The sequence below is a fragment of the Litoreibacter halocynthiae genome (assembly GCF_004365635.1).
Lineage (GTDB): Bacteria > Pseudomonadota > Alphaproteobacteria > Rhodobacterales > Rhodobacteraceae > Litoreibacter > Litoreibacter halocynthiae.
On sequence record NZ_SOBH01000003.1, the window covers coordinates 615,534 to 635,572 of the forward strand.

At 58.1% G+C, this 20,039-nt stretch carries 19 protein-coding genes and 1 tRNA gene; 12 read left to right on the plus strand and 8 right to left on the minus strand.

What is annotated here, in order from left to right; genetic code table 11:
- Positions 1-48 precede the first annotated feature (48 nt).
- The 6 genes from BDE40_RS14820 (at position 49) to trpB (ending at position 6,238) form a co-directional block, all read left to right on the plus strand.
- Positions 49-1,218: an MFS transporter gene (locus BDE40_RS14820; protein ID WP_134015782.1), complete on the plus strand. Its 1,170-nt coding sequence runs from the start codon at positions 49-51 to the stop codon at positions 1,216-1,218.
- Positions 1,219-1,630: 412 nt separating this feature from the next.
- Positions 1,631-3,310: a 30S ribosomal protein S1 gene (rpsA, locus tag BDE40_RS14825; RefSeq protein WP_134015784.1), complete on the plus strand. Its 1,680-nt coding sequence runs from the start codon at positions 1,631-1,633 to the stop codon at positions 3,308-3,310.
- A gap of 295 nt (positions 3,311-3,605) precedes the next feature.
- Entirely contained in the window at positions 3,606-3,893 is a 288-nt protein-coding gene (ihfB, locus tag BDE40_RS14830) for an integration host factor subunit beta (RefSeq protein ID WP_073145419.1), read from the plus strand.
- A 5-nt stretch (positions 3,894-3,898) separates the two neighbouring features.
- A complete protein-coding gene (locus BDE40_RS14835; protein WP_134015786.1) occupies positions 3,899-4,258 on the plus strand; it encodes a lipopolysaccharide assembly protein LapA domain-containing protein in 360 nt (119 codons plus the stop codon).
- A 9-nt stretch (positions 4,259-4,267) separates the two neighbouring features.
- Positions 4,268-4,921, plus strand: a complete 654-nt coding sequence (locus tag BDE40_RS14840; RefSeq protein WP_134015788.1) for a phosphoribosylanthranilate isomerase — start codon at positions 4,268-4,270, stop codon at positions 4,919-4,921.
- Positions 4,922-5,005: 84 nt separating this feature from the next.
- Positions 5,006-6,238, plus strand: coding sequence for a tryptophan synthase subunit beta (gene trpB, locus BDE40_RS14845; RefSeq protein ID WP_073145425.1), 1,233 nt, complete (start codon positions 5,006-5,008; stop codon positions 6,236-6,238).
- A gap of 74 nt (positions 6,239-6,312) precedes the next feature.
- Here the strand turns inward: trpB and BDE40_RS14850 are convergent, their stop codons facing one another.
- Genes BDE40_RS14850 through pth form a run of 4 tightly spaced genes read right to left on the minus strand, consistent with a single transcriptional unit; the run spans position 6,313 to position 9,576 of the window.
- Positions 6,313-6,690, minus strand: a complete 378-nt coding sequence (locus tag BDE40_RS14850; RefSeq protein WP_134015790.1) for a DUF2237 family protein — start codon at positions 6,688-6,690, stop codon at positions 6,313-6,315.
- A gap of 3 nt (positions 6,691-6,693) precedes the next feature.
- Positions 6,694-7,716: a DUF2332 domain-containing protein gene (locus tag BDE40_RS14855; protein WP_134015792.1), complete on the minus strand. Its 1,023-nt coding sequence runs from the start codon at positions 7,714-7,716 to the stop codon at positions 6,694-6,696.
- Positions 7,713-8,876 (minus strand): serine hydrolase domain-containing protein, encoded by a 1,164-nt coding sequence (locus BDE40_RS14860; protein ID WP_134015794.1) that lies wholly within the window; start codon positions 8,874-8,876, stop codon positions 7,713-7,715. Before BDE40_RS14860 ends, BDE40_RS14855 begins: the two co-directional genes overlap by 4 nt.
- Before the next feature lie 25 nt (positions 8,877-8,901).
- The gene (gene pth, locus BDE40_RS14865; RefSeq protein ID WP_134015796.1) at positions 8,902-9,576 is read right to left on the minus strand and encodes an aminoacyl-tRNA hydrolase; all 675 of its coding nucleotides are present in this window, start codon (positions 9,574-9,576) and stop codon (positions 8,902-8,904) included.
- 333 nt (positions 9,577-9,909) lie between these two features.
- Between pth and BDE40_RS14870 the strand changes: the two genes are divergently transcribed.
- Complete coding sequence (locus BDE40_RS14870; protein WP_162848101.1) at positions 9,910-11,175, plus strand: MgtC/SapB family protein; 1,266 nt, start codon at positions 9,910-9,912, stop codon at positions 11,173-11,175.
- Between the two features lie 244 nt (positions 11,176-11,419).
- Here the strand turns inward: BDE40_RS14870 and BDE40_RS14875 are convergent, their stop codons facing one another.
- Complete coding sequence (locus BDE40_RS14875) at positions 11,420-12,079, minus strand: 50S ribosomal protein L25/general stress protein Ctc (RefSeq protein ID WP_134015800.1); 660 nt, start codon at positions 12,077-12,079, stop codon at positions 11,420-11,422.
- Between the two features lie 150 nt (positions 12,080-12,229).
- Here BDE40_RS14875 and BDE40_RS14880 point away from each other — a divergent pair, with 150 nt between their 5' ends.
- Positions 12,230-13,363 (plus strand): MFS transporter, encoded by a 1,134-nt coding sequence (locus tag BDE40_RS14880; protein ID WP_134015802.1) that lies wholly within the window; start codon positions 12,230-12,232, stop codon positions 13,361-13,363.
- 8 nt (positions 13,364-13,371) lie between these two features.
- Here BDE40_RS14880 and BDE40_RS14885 read toward each other — a convergent pair whose 3' ends face one another.
- Entirely contained in the window at positions 13,372-14,535 is a 1,164-nt protein-coding gene (locus tag BDE40_RS14885; protein ID WP_134015803.1) for an alpha-hydroxy acid oxidase, read from the minus strand.
- On the opposite strand from BDE40_RS14885, the gene BDE40_RS14890 reads away from it, so the two are divergent.
- Positions 14,522-15,391, plus strand: a complete 870-nt coding sequence (locus BDE40_RS14890) for a hypothetical protein (protein ID WP_134015805.1) — start codon at positions 14,522-14,524, stop codon at positions 15,389-15,391. The genes BDE40_RS14885 and BDE40_RS14890 overlap by 14 nt on opposite strands.
- The gene (locus tag BDE40_RS14895; RefSeq protein ID WP_134015807.1) at positions 15,391-16,356 is read left to right on the plus strand and encodes a hypothetical protein; all 966 of its coding nucleotides are present in this window, start codon (positions 15,391-15,393) and stop codon (positions 16,354-16,356) included. The genes BDE40_RS14890 and BDE40_RS14895 overlap by 1 nt, the downstream gene beginning before the upstream one ends.
- Here the strand turns inward: BDE40_RS14895 and trpA are convergent.
- The gene (trpA, locus tag BDE40_RS14900) at positions 16,353-17,144 is read right to left on the minus strand and encodes a tryptophan synthase subunit alpha (RefSeq protein WP_134015809.1); all 792 of its coding nucleotides are present in this window, start codon (positions 17,142-17,144) and stop codon (positions 16,353-16,355) included. The genes BDE40_RS14895 and trpA overlap by 4 nt on opposite strands.
- A 529-nt stretch (positions 17,145-17,673) precedes the next feature.
- Here trpA and ychF point away from each other — a divergent pair.
- Positions 17,674-18,771 (plus strand): redox-regulated ATPase YchF, encoded by a 1,098-nt coding sequence (gene ychF / locus BDE40_RS14905; RefSeq protein ID WP_134015811.1) that lies wholly within the window; start codon positions 17,674-17,676, stop codon positions 18,769-18,771.
- Positions 18,772-18,906: 135 nt separating this feature from the next.
- On the opposite strand, the gene BDE40_RS14910 is transcribed toward ychF, so the two are convergent.
- Positions 18,907-19,161 carry a hypothetical protein gene (locus tag BDE40_RS14910; protein ID WP_134015821.1) on the minus strand — a complete coding sequence of 85 codons (255 nt, stop codon included), beginning with the start codon at positions 19,159-19,161 and terminating at the stop codon, positions 18,907-18,909.
- A 239-nt stretch (positions 19,162-19,400) separates the two neighbouring features.
- Here BDE40_RS14910 and BDE40_RS14915 point away from each other — a divergent pair.
- Positions 19,401-19,490: transfer RNA gene (locus tag BDE40_RS14915), tRNA-Ser, on the plus strand.
- Positions 19,491-20,039: the final 549 nt, after the last annotated feature.

The window sequence follows — 20,039 nt, forward strand, 5'->3', positions numbered from 1 at the left end:
TCTGTCTTCTTGGCATTTGGGTCTCAAGTCAATTCCTATGGTGTTCAAATGACAAAAACGGTTTCCGCATCGCTGCTCGCACTCGGGCTATTCACGGTGACATTCGCAGTGAACCTGCAAGCACCGCTGTATGATGTTTATGCGGCTGAAAGTAATGTTGGCGCGACGGCTGTGACGGTCGCATTTGCGGCCTATGCCGCTGGCCTTATGCCGACCCTTATACTGCTTGGTGGGTTGTCTGATCGCATCGGTCGCCGGATACCAATTGCGATGGCTCTGCTGCTCGGAGTGGTCGCAACTGTGCTTTTGGTGCAGGTGCCAAGCTGGAGCAGCCTCGTGATTGCGCGGCTCTTTCTTGGAGTTGGAACCGGCCTCGCGACAACGGCAGGAACGGCTTACATGACCGAAATACTTGGCGAAGATCGATCCCGCAGCGCAGCACTCATTGTCACATCGGCTACGTCTCTTGGCTTTGGTGGAGGTGCGTTGGCCACTGGCATCAGCCTTGGCTTGCAAGGACCGACGCTTCTTCCTGTCAGTTACATTGCATTGATTGTCGCTGCGCCGCTGCTGGCAATCATTGCATTGGTCTTGCCCCGCGTAGATCGTCCGAAACAAGTGTCGGTCTTACGCCTGCCGGTATTTCCGAAAGGGACATGGGTGTTTGGGGTGGCCATGGCCTTGGCTTGGTCCACCACGGGCATGACAATCGCGGTGGTGCCGCTGGAGTTAGCAGCAAACGGTCTTGGCGGCTGGACGGGTCTGGTGATCTTTCTCGCGATTTTCATAGGATTTCTCTGCCAGCCGATTGCCCGCCGTATGACTAATAGCCAATCGCTCGCCTTGGGCTTTGCGCTGATCCCACTCGGATTTTTGGTTCTCCTAGCTGGCGTCTGGCTACATCTCCTCGCCTTAGTGCTTATCGGAACATGCATCACGAGCGCTGCTAGCTATGGTTTCAGCTATCTCGCATCGCTCTCAGAGGTCTCCCTTCGCGCTCCACAGGATCGCGCTCGGGCGACGGCTGGACTATTTGTTTATGCGTATTTTGGGTTTTCTCTTCCCGTGATTGCCAATGGCGCATTGGCCGACATGCTTGGCCTGCTGGCGGCTATGACCGTATTCTCAGCCGCGCAAATTGTAATCACAGTAATCATCGTCACTATGTGGAAACGGCAATCCGCGAGACCTACCGCAACCGTTGAAACACTGACCTGAAAGCTGCCGTTCGTGAAAGTGCAGCGAAATGGCGGCTCCGTCCGCTAAGCTGATCATTCTGCGCTATTGGGAACAGGCGACTTAATTGATTTCACTCCAATATCGTCGAAGTCAATCCTCGGATGCCTGAGCACTACTCACACAACGCCTGAATCGCCGCTACAGGGTGCGTTTTGCACCCAAGCCTTGATTGGGCGCGATACAATCGTCCTAACCCTTACAGACTTGCCCTTCCCCCCAACCCGCGCTATACGCGCGGCTGTCTAAGGGGCGAGAACAGTCTCAGGGCGAGCAGGGTCGGTTTTCCGGCCCTTCTTGTTTTGAGAAAACCCCGAAGACCAACTGAAACCCAAAGACCGGCGGAGACAACCGCTCGGCCCGTATAAACATCAGATTAGGAAACACACGCCACATGGCTACAAACGCATCTATGGACGAATTCGAAGCCCTCTTGAACGAAAGCTTCGAAATGGACACCCCCGACGAAGGTTCGGTTGTCAAAGGCAAGGTACTGGCGATCGAAGCCGGCCAAGCCATCATCGATATCGGCTACAAAATGGAAGGCCGTATCGACCTTAAAGAATTCGCAGAACCAGGCGAATCCGCAAAAATCGAAGTGGGCGACGAAGTTGAGGTGTTCCTTGACCGCGTCGAGAACGCCCGCGGCGAGGCCTCCATCAGCCGCGACAAAGCGCGCCGCGAGGAAGCCTGGGACCGTCTGGAAAAAGCTTACGCAGACGAAGAGCGCGTCGAAGGCGCCATCTTCGGTCGCGTCAAAGGCGGCTTCACCGTGGATCTGGGCGGCGCCGTTGCGTTCCTTCCCGGCTCCCAAGTCGACGTGCGCCCTGTGCGCGACGCGGGCCCTCTGATGGGTCTGAAGCAGCCGTTCCAAATCCTGAAAATGGACCGTCGCCGTGGCAACATCGTTGTGTCCCGTCGTGCCATTCTGGAAGAATCGCGTGCTGAACAGCGTGCGGAAGTCATCGGCAACCTTACCGAAGGTCAGGCTGTTGACGGCGTGGTCAAAAACATCACCGAGTACGGCGCATTCGTCGATCTTGGCGGCGTAGACGGCTTGCTGCACGTCACCGACATGGCATGGCGCCGCGTCAATGACCCGCGCGAGATCCTGTCGATCGGCGAAACCGTCAAGGTTCAGGTCATCAAGATCAACAAGGAGACGCACCGTATCTCGCTTGGCATGAAGCAGTTGCAGGACGATCCATGGGAAGCCGTTGCCAACAAGTATGCGCTGGATTCCACGCATACCGGTCGCGTGACCAACATCACCGATTACGGCGCATTTGTTGAGCTGGAGCCCGGTGTCGAAGGTCTGGTTCACGTCTCGGAAATGTCCTGGACCAAGAAGAACGTGCATCCCGGCAAGATCGTGTCCACCTCGCAAGAGGTCGAAGTCATGGTTCTGGAAATCGACAGCGCCAAGCGCCGCGTTTCCCTGGGTCTCAAGCAGACTCAGCGCAACCCGTGGGAAGTGTTCGCAGAGAACAACCCTGTCGGCAAAGAGATCGAAGGCGAAGTCAAGAACATCACCGAATTCGGTCTGTTCGTCGGCCTCGAGAACGATATCGACGGCATGGTTCACCTGTCCGACATCACGTGGGACGGCCGTGGCGAAGACGCCTTGGGCGATTTCCGCAAAGGCGACATGGTCAAGGCCGTTGTAACCGAGGTGGATGTTGAGAAAGAGCGTATCTCGCTCTCGATCAAAGCTCTGGACGGCTCGTTCGACACCGCAGTGGACGGCGTCAAGCGCGGCTCCATCATCACCGTCGAGGTCACCTCGATCGAAGATGGCGGCATCGAAGTGGAATATGAGGGTGCCAAATCCTTCATCCGCCGCTCCGACCTGTCGCGCGACCGTGCCGAGCAGCGCCCTGAGCGTTTCGGCGTTGGCGACAAGCTCGACGTGCGTGTGACCAATGTGGACGCCAAGACCCGCCGTTTGGGTCTGTCGATCAAGGCACGCGAGATCGCGGAAGAGAAAGAAGCAGTCGAGCAGTATGGCTCCTCTGACTCCGGCGCGTCCCTGGGTGATATCCTTGGTGCGGCTCTGAAGTCCGACGACGAGTAATCGCTCTCGATAAAGTTTGAGGACGGCCCTGCCAGAAATGGCGGGGCCGTTTTCGTTTGTGGGAAGTGCCCCGAATCGACCTGAATTTGGCCCTTGGTGCCATGCGGCTTGCGTCCATTTGTGTGACACAGAGACGCAATTTGTGCCGCCAAGCGGTATTTTTCACGCTATTTTCTCGCGCATGACCGCGCTGCCCCCCCTGTAAACGCTTTCCTCAGTTGGATTATTTGTCCTATAGTTCACCGAAGCACGGTGGCCACCCGTTGCACTAACAAAGTCCTGGGGAGGATATTTGATGATACGCTCTGAGCTGATCCAAAAGATCGCCGATGAAAACCCGCACCTGTACCAACGGGATGTAGAGCGCATCGTGAACACCATCTTCGAAGAAATCGTGGACGCGGTGGCCTCGGGCAACCGCGTTGAGCTACGTGGCTTTGGCGCGTTCTCTGTCAAAAAACGCGACGCGCGCACGGGTCGGAACCCGCGCACAGGCGAAAGCGTTCATGTAGAAGAGAAGCATGTGCCTTTCTTCAAGACCGGCAAGCTGCTACGAGACCGTCTCAACGGAAACGAAAGCTGAACTAAATGCGCTACATTCGCTATGTGTTTATGGCCGTCGTCGGCCTCTCCTTGATTCTGGTCGCCCTTGCCAATCGCGGCATGGTCACGATCAAACTGCTGCCCGAAGAAATGGCGGCCTATCTGGGACAGCCTCTGTCCTATGACCTGCCCCTATTCGTTGTGATCTTTGGCGGCATCATCATCGGCCTGCTGATCGGTTTCGTTTGGGAATGGTTCCGCGAGCACAAGCACCGCGCCGACGCCCGCCTGCAAAAGCGCGAGAAGGAAAAGCTGGAGCGTGAGGTCAAAGGCCTCAAGCGCAAGTCGAATGAAGGCAAGGACGAAGTTCTGGCCCTGCTCGACGACAGCGCTGCTGCGCGCTAGATCATTCATATGACAACCCGTATCAAAATCTGCGGCTTGGGCCGCCCTGCCGATGTGGCCGCTTGCGCAGCTGCGGGCGCTGCGTATGTGGGGTTCGTGTTCTTCGAAAAGTCTCCCCGGCATCTGAGCTTGGACGCCGCACGCGCGCTTGCCATGGAGGTGCCGCTGGGCCTTGCCAAGGTGGCGCTGACGGTCAACGCGGACGATGCGGCGCTGGACGCTTTGATGGATCAGGTACCGCTGGATATGCTGCAACTTCATGGCTCCGAGACCCCAGAGCGTGTGGCAGAGGTGCGTGACCGTTTTGGCCTGCCGGTGATGAAAGCCGTCGGCATCGCCGATGAAGGCGATCTTGCGATGCTGGAGGATTACATGCGTCTGGCCGATCAGATTCTGGTCGATGCCAAGCCGCCGAAAGGCGCTGATCTGCCAGGGGGTAACGGTTTGGCCTTTGACTGGCGTCTGATCGCGGGCCGTCGATGGTCTGTACCATGGATGCTTGCTGGCGGGTTAACGCCTGACAACGTGGCGGAGGCGATCCGTCTGACAGGTGCCAAACAAGTTGACGTGTCCTCGGGTGTGGAAAGCGCGCGCGGCGTCAAAGACGCAGCGCTAATCAAACAGTTTGTGGCTGCAGCCCTCGACGATACACCCAAGCTGTAGTTTCCGCACCTCGCGTCGGCCTTGCGCTTTACCCCGACGGGTTCACGGGCTACATCAACAGAGTTGCAACGGGAGTGTTCCAAAATGCCTGATGATCTGCTGAACAGCTACAAAACCGGCCCTGACGAAAAGGGCCGCTTTGGCGATTTTGGCGGGCGCTTTGTGTCCGAAACTCTGATGCCGCTGATCCTGGAGCTGGAAGAGCAATACGAGCACGCCAAGACCGACAAGTCCTTCTGGGACGAGATGGACTTTCTGTGGAAGCATTACGTGGGCCGCCCCTCGCCAATGTATCACGCCGAGCGCCTGTCCGAGCATCTAGGCGGCGCGAAAGTCTACATGAAGCGCGACGAGTTGAACCACACTGGCGCACATAAGATCAACAACGTGTTGGGACAGATCATTCTGGCCCGCCGCATGGGTAAAACGCGCATCATTGCGGAAACCGGTGCGGGCCAGCATGGCGTTGCCACCGCGACTGTTTGTGCCAAATTCGGCCTGAAATGCGTGGTCTATATGGGCGCGCATGACGTGGAACGTCAGGCCCCTAACGTGTTCCGCATGCGCCTGCTGGGTGCCGAGGTGGTGTCTGTGACGTCCGGCCGTGGCACGCTGAAAGACGCGATGAACGACGCAATGCGCGACTGGGTGACCAACGTGCGCGATACGTTCTACTGCATCGGCACGGTCGCCGGCCCGCACCCGTACCCCGCTATGGTTCGCGATTTTCAAGCGATCATAGGCAACGAAGCCAAAGAGCAGTTGATGGAGGCCGAAGGCCGTCTGCCCGATACGCTGGTTGCTGCGATCGGCGGCGGCTCCAATGCGATGGGGCTGTTCTTCCCGTTCCTCGACGATAAGGATGTAGAGATCATCGGCGTCGAAGCTGGCGGCAAGGGCGTGAACGCCAAGATGGAGCATTGCGCGTCTTTGACTGGGGGTCGCCCCGGCGTGTTGCATGGCAACCGCACCTACCTGCTGCAAGATGATGACGGGCAAATCCTTGAAGGGTTCTCGATTTCCGCTGGTCTGGACTATCCGGGCATCGGGCCGGAGCATTCGTGGTTGCACGAAATTGGCCGCGCACAATATGTGGCGATCACCGACAAAGAGGCGCTGGAAGCGTTCCAGCTGTGCTGTTCTTTGGAAGGGATTATTCCCGCGCTTGAGCCATCCCACGCGCTGGCCCATGTGATGAAGATCGCGCCCGATTTGCCAAAGGATCATATCATCTGCATGAACATGTGCGGACGCGGTGACAAAGACATCTTCACTGTCGCCCGTGCACTGGGCTTCGAGATGGGCGAATTCGCCTGATCGCTTGACCAGACCTAAAGAAAAGGCGCCCTTGGAGGCGCCTTTTTTCGTCTAAGCCGCGCTATGGCGTAGCATTAATTCGCGTCCAGCGCGTTCTTGACCAAAACCTCCAGCGGCACGATATCAAGCGCTCGCTGATGGGTGGAGGCGAGGCGGATCTTCGGGGCCGCGCCCTCCTCATGGGCTTGCAAAAACCGCGCGGCACATAGGCACCATTGGTCGCCCGGGTTCAGCCCCGCAAAGCCGTATTCCGGTCGTGGCGTGGACAGGTCGTTGCCGAGATATTTGGAGAAGGCCAGAAACTCGGCGGTCATGATCGCGCAGACCGTGTGGCTGCCCTGATCCATCGGCCCTGTATCGCAGCACCCATTCCTGAAAAATCCCGTGACGGGGTCGTCAGAGCAGTTTTTCAGCTCGTCGCCCAACACATTGAGAGATGGCTCACGTTTCATAGTTTAGCTCCAGTTGACCCAACGCCCGTGAAAATCTGCACGGCCCAGATCAAAACCTAGTGCGTCCGGCCAAAGCCGCAAGGTGAGTTTGGCTCCTTGGCCACCTGCACCGTCATCGGCCTCCATTGAGAACCATGCCAAAGGGGCATCAGGCGTCGCGCGTTCAGCCGCTGACCGAATGGCGGTCTTGCAGCGGGTTTGCACGGCATCGGGAAAATACTGCCACGCGATTGTGTGAAACAGGAAATGGGTGCTTCCGGTGTAGGTGTGCGCAAGGCGCGCTTCCAGCCATTCGGCGGCGTCGGCGCGGTCAACGGACGCGCGTGGCAAGGCCAGAGCCGCATTGGTTAGCGCCAGCCGTTCTGGCTGGTCGGCCCAGAGATAGGCGCGCAGGCGGTCGGCGTCTTCGGCGGTTGTTAACGGGTTCAGATCGACGCCGCGACGCTCCACGACCGAAAACGGGGTATCGCAGGGCGGTGGGCCGGTCCAGTCAGGCGTCAGGGTTAGGGCAGGCGATTGCGCACCGTAGCTGCGCCCATCCACGGCGACGGCGTAGCGGTCGAAGTTCAGGTTCAGCCCCGCGCTTGCGCCCAGCTCCGACACGGTTAGGGGCAGGCCAAAATGTGCGCAGGCTTGCAACGCCGCAGGCAGGATCGCCGCGCTGCGCCGCACCTCGTTTGTCTGTGGCGCGCTGTTGAGGAATGTGTCGATGAAGGACGCCTCGGCCGTCAGGGTTTGCTCGATTGCGTTCCATAGCGTGTCGTCATCCGCAACATGCGGCGGATAGGCTTTCGCCAACGGGCTGTCCGGCGCGGCCAAGACCAACGCATGCAGCGCGCCAGCCAAGCGCAACGGCACCGAATGCCCCCTTGGGCTAAGGTCGCCTTCCCAATTGAACAGGCGTTCAGTGAGTGGGGTTGTCGGGCGCAGGCGATCGGCCAACAGCGTCAGCATCCGCGCCATGAAAGGAGAGCCGAGCGCCTCGCAATGGCCCGCCTGATTGCGCAGCGCGTCGGGTAGGTTCACAGGGCCGCCGCAATGGCACGGAACATCGCGACGTTTTCCTCGCTCACACCGGCCTCGCGAAACTTGCGGTCAGCGGCATTGGTGGCGATGACTACACCCAGCGGACGGTTGATATAGATGTACTGGCCGTAGACGCCACGGGCCATGAACTCACCCTCGTCCGCGCCCTTGGGGACCCACCATTGAAAGCCGTAGCCAATCGCATCCGGCGCGGTCGGGGCGGTGGCCTCCGTCGAGGCATCGACCCAATCGGCTGGCACAATCTGTTGACTGTTCAACCGACCCCGTTGCAGGAACATTTGCCCCATGCGGGCATAGTCGCGGGTGGTCATGTTCAACCCGCCAAGCACGAAGGCCACGCCAACGCCGTCGGTCAGGTAATAGGGGGCCTGTTCCAGCCCCATCGGGCCGATGATTTTCTCGGACATCAAGTCGGGGATGGAGCGGCCCGTGGCCCCGCGAATGACCATCGACAGCACATGGGTGTCGATGGAGACGTATTGCCATGTTTGCCCGGGTTCGGCGAAGGTTTCGGTCAGGTCTGCGGCAAACCCGTCCATCGTGCCACCAAGCGCCAGCACGCGGCCCATGCGGTTGATGTCGGAGGATTTGTCCAGATAGTCCTCGTTGAAGGTCACGCCGGACGACATGTTCAGCACGTTGCGGATCGTCGACCCGTCATAGGCGGTGCCGATCAGGGCAGGGGCGTATTTGGTCACAGGGTCATCGATCGAGGAGATGGAGCCGTCGTCGAGCAGCACGCCCATCAGCGCGGACAGATAACTTTTTGCGACCGACCACGATATCCGGCGGTCACCCGCCTCGGTGCCTTTGTAGTAGCTTTCATGCACGACCTGCCCGTTCTTGAGGGCCACAAGCGCCGTCACATCGCGGGCTTCAACCCAATCCTGAGTTTGTGCGGGAAGCGTCGCGTCAGGGCCTTTGGGCAATGGGCTGGGGGCGGCATCGGGCAAGGTGAGTTCGGTCGACAGGAACGCCTTGTCCATGTGTGAGAAGTTGCCGACGATCTTATCCGGCGCGAACAGAGAGTTCACCGCCATCAAGCGCGTTAGCTCCTCGCGTTTCCAAATCCCTGCCAGAACCGCGACCACCACCAACAGCGCCACTAGGCGCAACGCCCATTTCAAAACTAGTCGCATCTGGTTGTCTCCGGTTGTGGTCAGCTCAGTTGAAACGATCCATCAGCTTTTGCAATGGGTTGCGTGTGTCTTCAGGCTCGGGTGTCGCTTCGGCTTTGGGCGCGGGCTTCAGCTTGCTAGTCGAGGAGCGGGCAGGGGCCACCCGCAAGGCCACGGCATTCAGAAACTTCGCGCTGTCGCCTTCCGCCAGATAGGGCGCGCCGTCCGAGACACCGCGCAACACATCGTCGAGCCAGTCTTGTTCCGCCTTGGCAAAGTCGTTCAGCACATAGGACGGCACCTTGTCCTTGTGGCCGGGATGGCCCACGCCAAGGCGCACGCGGTCGTAATGCGGCCCAATATGCTGGTGGATGGAACGCAGCCCGTTATGCCCCGCATGTCCGCCACCGGATTTGCACTTGGTCTTGGCGGGGGCAAGGTCGATCTCGTCATGGAAGACGGTGATGTCGGTGCTGTCGAGCTTGTAGAACCGCATCGCCTCGCCCACGGACTGGCCGGAGAGGTTCATGAAGGTGGCGGGCTTGAGCATCATCACCTTCTCGTGGCCAAGGCGGCCTTCGGTGATCAGGCCCTGAAATTTGGATTTCCACGGCGCAAATCCGTGATCCTCCGCAATGCGGTCCACGGCCATGAAGCCGATATTGTGCCGGTTCTGGCTATATTTTGCGCCCGGATTTCCGAGACCTACGAAGAGTTTCATGGCGGTGTTTTAGCCTGTCCTCTTAAGCGGGGCCAGAGGGGTGCAGCATTTCGCTCACTGCGATGTTTGGGGCCAACAGGGCGTGGCGATTTGATCAGGCAGACCGTTGATTGCTATTGATCGAGGCGTCTTGATTACAACCCGCAGTTGGATTGCTGAGCATTAGAGCGTCCGTTTTGCGGACAAAGAAGCCTTTCACTAAGTTTGACCGAACTTCCGCTGTCGTGAATTCGTACAATCAGTTCATTTCATACACTATCGGCAAGAATTGCAGCATATATAAACAACGGCTAAAGTCGCTGGATGGAAACTGACCCGGAGGCGTTCTACGCATTGATCGAAGCCCTCGGGATTGGGCTCCTCATCGGCATCGAACGCGAACGTAGCAATCAAACGCCAAGCGAGGGCGCATCGACGGGCGTTCGCACGTTCGCTTTGGCATCGCTGATTGGCGCGATCAGCATGATGACGGGCGGAGTACCCCTGTTGATGGTCGCTGTTACTGCAGTTGCAATCGCACGGATTGTATCAGTTGCTCAACAGACCGATCCAAGCATTGGCCTCACGACCAGCCTAGCGCTCGTTTCTGTCGTACTACTTGGTGCCTTGGCAACGGAAACTGCATTGCTTGCGGCTGGTGTTGCTGTGGTCATAGCGTCTTTGCTTGCCGCACGCGAAATGCTACGCGGATTCAGCCGGTCGGTTCTAACTGCGGTAGAGCTGCGGGACGGGCTCATCCTTGGTGTGTCGGTCTTGGTAGTACTGCCGATCCTGCCCAACCATGAGATCGGTCCTGGCGGAGCGCTCAATCCGCGCTCGCTCTTCGTCATCGTTGTTGTCATCATGTTGATCAGCGCAGCAGGCCATATTGCAACACGCATTATCGGAGCGCGTCTCGGATTACCGGTTAGCGGATTTTTGTCTGGGTTCGTTTCGAGTACATCCACAATTCTGGCGCTTAGTCAGCGTGCCGTTGAAAAACCGGAAGACGCACAAAGCGCCGCTGCCGGGGCGACACTTTCGTCGGTCTCTTCACTAATCCAGATCGGAATCATCCTGCTGGCACTGAGCCCTCCCATGTTTACAGTCGGCCTTCCCTTGCTGTTCGGAGCGGGTCTCGCTGCGGCACTGCACGGTGCTGCGATTTTTTTCCTAGCGCTGCACCGCAAAGTTGAACCAGCGATACTGGAACTGCCTTCGCAGGTCTTTTCGGTCAAAGGTGCAGTCAGTTTCGCGCTCATCGTTGCTATCGTCATGCTGGCTTCTGCGACGCTCAATGATTTGTTCGGAAACAGAGCGGTACTTGCGACGGTTGGGCTTGCCGGAGTGGTCAGCACCAATTCCGCGACTGTTGCTCTTGCCTCTCTTGTAACGGTCGGGCAGATCTCCGCTGTGGATGCAGCGCTGCCGCTAGCAGCCGCGCTGACTGCAAACACCATCGCTCGCCTTTTGATTGCATGGCGGGGGGGAAACGTCACATTCCGAAGAACTGTTGCATTTGGCCTCGCGCTTCAGCTCGCGGCGCTCTGGTTGTCTTGGTGGCTGGCTGAAATTCTCCGCGCTTGGTTTGCTGAATGGTCCGCGATCATTCCTCAATAAATGCACTGGTACGACTTACGCCGGCTCATTAAATATACGGAAATGCAGACTTTCAAACAGTTTGCAGCATCGGTCATTTTTGGGCTCAAAGAAGACATTCCCCAAACTTTGTTCAAATTATGCTTGGGACTTAGGCCGATGAGTGCTGCAAAAGAGAACACTTCTTAAAAGCTGACGGAAAACGAAAAACGCGCGCCCCGTGAAGGCCGCGCGTTCTAAGATTGTTGCTTGAAGCGGGAGAAGATTACTCTTCTGTCGTCTCGTCAACTGTTGGCACTTCGACGCTTTCATCGTCTTCGCCATCCTCGTCCTCATCTTCACCAGCAGATTTCAGGCTGGATGGGGCGGACAGAGTCGCGATTACGAAGTCGCGGTCGATGGTGGCTTTCGCGCCAGCAGGCAGTTTCACCGAGGAAATGGAGATGTTGTCGCCAACTTCGGCCTCGGAGACATCGATGGTGATGCTATCCGGGATATCGCCCGCGGTGACCATCAGTTCAACTTCCGGACGCACCAGCGTCAGTGTCCCGCCTTTTTTCAGGCCGGGGGAGACGTCTTCACCCACAACATCAACGTGAATGAACAGGTTGATTTTGGTGGTGCGGTTCAGGCGCATGAAGTCAATATGCGTCGGCAGGTCTTTGACCAGATCGCGCTGCACATTCCGGCAGATGACACGAACGTCGTCTTGGCCTTCGATTTTCATGTTTTGCAGCGTCGACATGTAACGGCCTGCGCGCAGTTGCTTCAACAGCGAGTTGAACGGGATCTGGATGGGTTGCGGATCTTGACCGCCGCCATACACGATACCTGGCACCATGCCGTTACGGCGTGCTGCGCGAGCGGCCCCCTTGCCCGTCCCCGCGCGTGCCTCGACTTCAAGATCAGGGATCTTACCAGCCATGACTATATTCCTTTTCAAAGTTAGTGCGGCTGCCTCCAAGGGTGTCGGGCCGCGTGAAGAGTGCCGTATAGGAGGGAATCGCCTGCTTGGAAAGGGGTTTCCTGAGGATTCGGATTGCGAGTCACCCAAGGTGACGCTAGCGCTGTGGCCATGTCCGTATTGAACGCTTTGCGCCTGTCACACATCCCCGCCTTGGCCTTTGCCATTCTTGGCCTTTACTGGGGCAGCTTCGCCGCCTTCGTGCCGCTCTTGAAAGAGCGTGTCGGCGCGGGAGATGCGTTGTTTGGCCTGCTGCTGTTGGGTACCGCCTGCGGCTTGGCGACGACGATGTGGTTCGCACCTGTCGTTGACCGTTGGTTGGGGCGTTGGTCCATGGGGGTGAGCGCCCTTGCGCTGGCCGTCGCGTTCCTGTTGCCGGGGGTTGTGACCAGCCCGACGGGGTTCTTTCTGGCGATGTTTGCCTGCGGGCTGGCCTCCGGCCTGACCGACGTGATCATGAACGCCCGCGTGTCCGATCTGGAGGCGCAATCCGGGCGCTCCCTGATGAACGCCAACCACGGGTCGTTTTCGCTGGCCTATGCCGTCGGGGCGTTCGCTACAGGGTTAGCACGAGAGGCGGCGGTGCAGCCCGGAGTTTTGTTCGCAGTGCTGGCGCTTGGTGTGTTGCTGCTCCTGCGCAGGCTTCGGATGGAGCCCGCGACAACATCTGACGACACCACGCCCGCATCATTGCCGTGGGGCATCGTGATCTTGTGCGGTGCGGTGGTGCTGATTGCCTTCATGTCCGAGGCCGCTGTTGAGACATGGTCCGCCTTGCATGTCGAACGCACGTTGGGCGGGGGCGCCGCAGAGGGCGCGTTTGGGCCGACGATGCTGGGACTGACCATGGCCGTGGGCCGTTTCGGGGGGCAGGCCGTCAGCGAACGGCTGAGCGACACCAGCGTGATTTTATGGGCCACGATGCTGGCCGTGGCAGGCACGGCTTTGGTGGTGATCGCCCCCGTGCCATTGGTCGCCTATCTGGGCTTTGGCACGATGGGCCTGGGCATATCGGTGATCGGCCCGCTTGGGCTCGCCTTGGTTGGCCGCCTGGTTCCACCCACGTTGCGCACGGTCGCGATCTCGCGCACGGCGGTGTTGGGGTTCTTGGGCTTCTTTGCCGCGCCCACCATCATGGGCTTTGTATCCGAAGGCTACGGCTTGCGCGCCGCCTTCGCGGCGGTCGCGCTGTTGTTGTTGTTGCTTCTGCCGCTGGTCTTTGCGCTGCGTAGGCGCGGGGCCTAAGCCCCGTTTTAGGCCCAGTCGCCGTAAAAGTCGCGCGGCACCAGCAGATTGTGTTTGCCAAGGTCTTGCACATTTTTCTCGCCACACAGGGCCATTGTGACGTCGAGTTCCTTATGAATGACGCGTAAGGCTTCCTCGACCCCGTGCTGGCCCATGGCGCCTAGGCCGTAGACAAACGCGCGCCCGATATAGGTGCCGGTCGCGCCCATCGCCAAGGCCTTGAGGACGTCCTGGCCGGAGCGGATACCGCTGTCCAGATGCACCTCGATCTTGTCGCCCACGGCGTCCATGATCGACGGCAACGCCTTGATCGAGGACATCGCCCCGTCCAACTGCCGCCCGCCATGGTTGGAAACCACAATCGCGTCGGCGCCGACGTTCAGGGCCATCTTGGCGTCGTCGGCATCGAGGATGCCTTTGAGGATCAGCGGGCCGCCCCAAAGGTCCTTGATCTCTTTGACGTAGTCCCAGTCCAATTGCGGATCGAAACTTTCCGCCGCCCAGACCGACAGCGAACTCATGTCGCTGACCCCGTCGATATGGCCGATGATATTGCCAAAGCTGCGACGCTTGGTTTGCATCATCTGCATGCCCCACCGCCATTTCGTGGCAAGGTCCAGCAACGTATATGGCGACAGCTTGATCGGAACGGTCAGGCCGTTCTTGATGTCCTTGTGGCGCTGCCCCAGAATTTGCAGGTCCAGCGTCAGCACCAAGGCGGAGCATCCGGCGTCCTTGGCGCGTTGGATGGCGCGTTTGGTGAACTCGCGGTCGCGCATGACGTAGAGCTGGAACCAAAACGGCTTGGACGTGTTCTCGGCCACGTCTTCGAGCGAGCAGACGGACATGGTGGACAGGGTAAACGGCACGCCGAATTTCTCGGCGGCCTTGGCGGCGAGGATTTCACCGTCCGCATGCTGCATACCGGTGGAGCCGACGGGCGCAAGGGCCACGGGCATGGCAACGTCCTGCCCGATCATCTTGCTGGCGGTGCTGCGGCCCGTCATGTCGACGGCCACCCGCTGGCGCAGTTTGATCAGGTCGAAGTCGGAGGAGTTCTCGCGGAAAGTCTGCTCGGTCCAGCTGCCGCTTTCGCAATAATCATAGAACATCTTCGGCGTGCGCCGCTTGTAGATGCGCTTCAGGTCGTCGATTTCAGTGATCTTAGCCATTTTCCAGCCCTTACCGTCCAAATTGGTTAAGTCTTGTTACCAATTTGGATGGTTTCGAGTCAATGCGGTGATTTATGTCGGTTGTCGAGCGAAGCTGATGTTGTGTGTCTTGAATAGTCGGCAATCTGGGCTTGAGAAAAAAGCGGAAGCGAGTGCACAATCTCACAAACAAGTTTTGAGTTTTCTTATGCCTCTTCCCCCGCCGGAACTTCAACGTGCTGAAATTATCGACTGGTGGAACGCGGAGCGGGTACGAATTGATATCGCGTGCAGAGAGGCGTTTGACGCGTCTTTTGAGCGGGCAACATCAGCTGCGGAAAATCTGAGCTTTAAGGAGATGATGTGGCCTGGCGCCGACGCGCACAAACAGATCGAGGGGCGCGTTCAAAGCGACATCACGATGTTAAGCAAACGGATGACTCGAAGTCTGCAAGATACGCTGGAGGTATCAATTGCAGAAGTCGAAGGGAGCAATGCATATGGCGGCGCATCACTCTTGGAAATGGGCGGGTTGGTAGCGTCGGGTGCGATGGCCGCAGGTTCGGTCGGGCTTGCTGTCGCAGCGGCGACAGCAACCACTACCACTGCCGGTTTCCTTTTCCTCGCACCTGTGACTGTCTTCTCATGGCCGATGTTTGCGACATTCGGCGTAAGCGCATTGACTGTCGCTATGGCGTCACCAAAGGCGGCGCGATGGGCGCAGAAGACCGGCAAGGCCCGGTTTTTAACCCACATCGAAACCAGATTGCGCAAGGCAATTCTTGATGACGAGGCGGGTAAGAAACCGCGCTCGACTTGTGCTGTTCTGAAGGCACAGATCGATAAATTCGCACAAGCAAGATTGGACCAGATTTAATGATTTCCCGACTTATCCCGTTCGTTGTTCCTTCGGAGTTCGAGGCGCTGCGTGCCGTCGGCGACGTGCAGCGCTATGGTGCGCTGCTCAAAAACGTCTCGACCGGGCAGATCGTTGGCCATGTGCAGGAAACGGGGGCATTCCAATCTCTTTTGAGTTCGGCAGTTGGTAGCGGCCCGGTTGGCAGCGTTGTCAACGCGGCAGTTGGCGGCGCGTCCATCGTTCAGAACGAACAGATCAAGGGGAAGATCGACGCCATGCAGTCGATGATGGGGAATATGCAGAGCCTGCAAATCGGCACGATGCTGACGTCGGTCGCGGGTCTCGGCGTCACAGTGGCAAGTACGATGGTTATCCTGAACCGGATGAAGAAGCTGGAAGACACGCTGGGCAGGATGGAAGACAAGCTTGATGCTTTCCAAAACCTGTCGCGTGACTTGCAGTTGAAAACGACATTGCAAAAAATCGAGACGCAACTGGAGCGCCTATCGGAAGTTCCCGCCCGCAAAGACGCTGAACCTATCGTTAAAGATGCAGAAGCCGCGCTTCACGATGGGTTCAATGCCCTTCATGCAGGCACTTTGAGTGTGGTAGCGCAGGTCAAGATCGACGACGATTTACTTCGCTCGCTCCTGGAAGGCCTGGCAGTGTCAGGCGGGGCGCAGGTTCAATCGCTGCTTTGGTTGGACGAAAAAGAGGCCGCACGCGCGCGGGCAGCCCGGCAGGCAGAAAAACTACAAGAGCTTGCGTTCAGGATGCCTCAAGACGTGCTAGGAACGCGACTGGCGGGTGGCGCGGAAAGTGCACAGAACATTTCCAACGCAGCCTCGGAACTACGCCTAAGAACGGCGTCTATGCCATCTCTAGCGCAGCGTTTGAGCGATATCGACGTCCATGGTCGCGCTTATCTCGATACTGCGCAGCAAGAGGGTAGGCAGCCTCTTTTGATCTTGCCTGCTGCTTAGGCTCTATGCGCGCCGTCGGCCAATGACTTCACAAACGCCAGCACGTCTGCCGTGCTTTCGCCGTCGGCGATCTTCTGCACAATGGCCGAGCCGACGACTGTGCCATCCGCCACCCCTGCGACGGCTTGCGCGGTTTCCGGAGTCTTGACGCCAAAGCCGACAATAACCGGAAGATCGGTGCTTTCCTTGATGCGGGCGACCTCGGGGGCGACATCTACAGCACTGGCCTCGGCGGCGCCGGTGATGCCGGTGATCGAGACGTAGTAGACGAAGCCGGAGGTGTTTTGCAGCACCTTGGGCAGGCGTTTCGCGTCAGTCGTGGGGGTGGCAAGCCGGATGAAGTTCAGGCCTGCGGCTTGGGCGGGGATGCACAGCTCCTCGTCCTCTTCAGGGGGCAGGTCCACAATGATGAGACCGTCGATGCCGACCTCTTGCGCATCCTTCAGAAAGCGCTCGACGCCGCGGGAATAGATCGGGTTGTAGTAGCCCATCATCACGATCGGCGTGGTGTCGTCGGTGGCGCGGAAGTCGCGGACGAATTGCAGGAATTTCTCTAGTGTCATGCCGGCCTCAAGCGCACGCTGGCCCGCGAGCTGGATCGTCTCGCCATCTGCCATGGGATCGGTGAAGGGCAGGCCAAGCTCGATGATGTCGACGCCGGCGGCGGGCAGACCTTTTACGATCTCCAGCGCGCGGGCCTCGTCGGGGTCGCCTGCCATCACGTAGGTCACGAAAGCCTTTTTGCCCTCGGCCTTCAGCCGCGCGAATGTGTCGTCGATGCGTGTCATGTGCCGTCCCCTGACTTATAGTTCTGAGCGGTTTGCACCATCCGGCGGGGGGAAATCAACGGGGAGGTGAGATTTATTGTGCTTGAGCGTTGATCCTCGACAGCTTTAGTTCTTTGGTAATTGTTTGCTCACCTTTTGTAGATGATCATCTGCTGTGAAAAGATGTGTGATCAAGTTCATCGTCCAAGCGGTGTGCATCGAAGTCGGGACGAGGACATCGAAGAGGCGGCGATTAGCGCGTGTGTACAGTTCCATGCACGAGCTTGTATCGAAGATGACAGACCATTCTCCCTTTCGAAAGCAGCCGCGGGCATCGCCGACCCAACCGTCTGCCTTCAAAACGTCTATGAACTGCGAGTAGTTTGATTTTTCCATAGTGAACTGCTTTCCACATAAGGTTGCTCAGCCTTGGACTCTAAGTGGGTTACAAGAGATAGTTCAAGCCAGCTGACACCCCAAACCCCATATATGCTTGACCCGCCCTGCGCCTCGCCCCTACATGCGCCCGAACCGGATCTAGGAGAGTGTCATGGGTTTCAAGATGGGTATTGTCGGGCTGCCGAACGTAGGTAAGTCCACGTTGTTCAACGCGTTGACCCGCACGGCGGCGGCTCAAGCTGCGAACTTTCCGTTTTGCACCATCGAGCCCAATGTGGGCGAGGTTGCCGTGCCGGATGCCCGGCTGGATACGCTGGCGGAAATCGCGGGCTCCAAGTCGATCATCCCGACCCGCATGACCTTTGTGGACATTGCGGGTCTGGTGAAGGGCGCCTCAAAGGGGGAGGGGTTGGGCAACCAGTTTCTGGCCAATATCCGCGAGACCGACGCGATTGCCCACGTGCTGCGCTGCTTTGAAGATGGCGATGTGACCCATGTGGAAGGCCGCGTGGACCCCGTGGCCGACGCCGAAGTGATCGAGACCGAACTGATGCTGGCCGACATGGAGAGCATCGAGAAACGTCTGGTCAATATCGTGCGCAAAGTGCGCGGTGGCGACAAGGAAGCGGTGCAGCAGGAACGCCTGATGAAGGCCGCCATGGAGGCGCTGGAGAATGGCAAACCTGCGCGGACTGTTGAGGTTGACACCGACGATGTAAAGCAGTGGAAAATGCTGCAATTACTGACGTCTAAGCCGATTTTGTATGTGTGCAATGTGGACGAAGGGTCGTCTGCGTCGGGCAATGAATTCTCCGAGAAAGTCGCTGTTATGGCGGCGGAGCAGGGGGCCGCGCATGTGGTGATCTCGGCCCAGATCGAGGAAGAGATTTCCCAACTGGAGGCCGACGAGGCGGAGATGTTCCTGACCGAAATGGGGCTGGAAGAAGCGGGGCTGGATCGCCTGATTCGTGCCGGATACGAACTGCTGCATCTGGAAACTTACTTCACCGTTGGGCCCAAAGAAGCACGGGCTTGGACGATCAAGCACGGCACCATGGCACCGCAAGCGGCGGGGGTTATTCACGGCGATTTCGAGAAGGGCTTCATCCGCGCCGAGACGATTGCCTATGATGATTTTGTCAGCTTGGGTGGTGAGCAGCCTGCCAAAGAAGCGGGCAAAATGCGCGCCGAGGGCAAGGGCTACACGGTCAAAGACGGCGACGTTTTGCACTTCTTGTTTAACAAGTAGGGCGCGGTCTTTCGGGTTTCGCGAGTCGGGCGCTGAGCGTCAGGTTAACAAGGGCTTTGAGGCCAAGTCAGGTGTCTGCGAAGTGTCGGCAATGTGTCTGCAAAGCGTATGGCACTGTGCGACGGGATCAATTGGTTAACGCGGCATGCGTAGGGTCTTCAATTTTCTGGCCAGCTGGGCTTCCACATCGATTGACCCTCCGTCCCTAACGGCGCGTACCAGATATTTGCGGGCGACATTGTCATGGCCCAACTCCCCGGCCAGACTGGCAGCAAGTAGGTGGCGCACAGGACAGCCGATCCTGCCAAAGCCGGCATAGTGTATGATTCCGTTCTCGCGGATCGGGAAGACATCTGTGCGCAATCGGGCGGCTATGACTTTTTTGTCCATGCCAGTCTTCGAGACCACGATAGGGCACTTAAGACCTGAAGTGTTGCGTCCGGAGCTTCGAGCCTGGGCGCTTGCTGTCGGGGCCGTCAGCATGTGCGATGTCGATCAGGTGCACAATTTTCTGATGCCACCCAGCTGATGTGCAATTGTTGTTCCTCATACGCGGCCTTGAACCCGAATTTCCGGCTTGGTGCCATTTTCGGTTGCCGCCCCTCAAAGCTATCGCTAAACGGGTCGGCGGAGACGTGGCCGAGTGGTCGAAGGCGCTCCCCTGCTAAGGGAGTAGGCCCGGAAGGGTCTCGAGGGTTCGAATCCCTTCGTCTCCGCCACAACCCATTTCAGTTGAAATTAATTTCACATAAACCGTGGCAGAATACTATTTATTAGCCGGCGTCATTTTGGTGTGATTTTGGCCTTATCTGGACAAATTTTAATGCAAATGCAGACATTTTCACTCAGTGTCTCATGGCCACTGATATGTTGAATCAAATCAGTTTTTCAGGCTCACGCCAATAATCCGTATGGGTTGCGTCGCCAAGTTTGAGCGAAAATTATGCAATCTAGGGAGGGGGCTCATGTGTGGCCCGGTTCGAAGGTTTAAGTCGAATAGCTCTTTCAACAGGGGCTCGACACTCTTCCGATAGCCCTCGACCTCAGTGTCAGTAATCTGGAGCGTTGCTCTCTCGTGCACTCGCTTGTTGCGACGGGCATAGTAGTGGCGGACTTTGTCCCAAACCTCGTCCGCCAGCTCCAAACGAGGTTTGACGACGTTGATTACTTCGTCGTGTCTCTCAAATAAATTCAAAGGTTCTGCGTCACCAAACTTTTAGGGTGGGAAAAGGTCGGAACGAACAAACAATGGATCAAATCCCGGCTGG